The organism is Mesorhizobium abyssinicae, assembly GCF_049887195.1.
GTDB lineage: Bacteria > Pseudomonadota > Alphaproteobacteria > Rhizobiales > Rhizobiaceae > Mesorhizobium > Mesorhizobium abyssinicae.
Window position 1 is genome coordinate 1 of the sequence record NZ_JARAKC010000120.1, and the last position, 498, is coordinate 498.

Sequence of the window (498 nt, forward strand, 5' to 3'; positions counted from 1 at the left end):
ACTTCCCTCACGTCGTCGCGGACGCATATCGGCCTGCGGCCAATCAACAGGGCGTTTGGACCGGCGCGCGCCGTACAATGCCGGCCGAGGCGCCTCACCAGGCTGCCGTCGTTCAGCAAACGCGCAGCCGCAAGCGCGGCCGAGAGCACCCGGACGAGGCGCTTTTTGCCGCCTACCGTGCCAAGGCGGATAGAACAGCCAAGGTGAGTGAAGGCTCGATTGCTCGCGGTATAACGGCGCTGCGCAAGTTCAGCACATGGCTTGACGAGAACCACCAGAGCCAAATCGACGGTCGGATTGAGGACGAGCAGCTGGACGGTCTGGCGAAGGACTTCGCGGGCCACGATGCCAAACTACTGGGCGACACCAACGTGGCGTTGGGAAGGCTCCGGCAGCATTTTGCCGGACAGCCTGTGACGGCTGCTTCGGCTGTTCGACCCGGCACCAAGGACGATGAGGAACTCTTCGCCCAATACCGGGCAAAAGCCGTCGTCAAAG

The 498-nt window shown here is 63.3% G+C and carries 1 protein-coding gene; it reads left to right on the plus strand.

All coding sequences use genetic code 11. The features are described 5' to 3' along the window. Positions 1-77 precede the first annotated feature (77 nt). Positions 78-498 (plus strand): hypothetical protein (locus tag PU724_RS33900; RefSeq protein WP_426213849.1); only part of this gene is annotated, 421 nt, incomplete at its 3' end.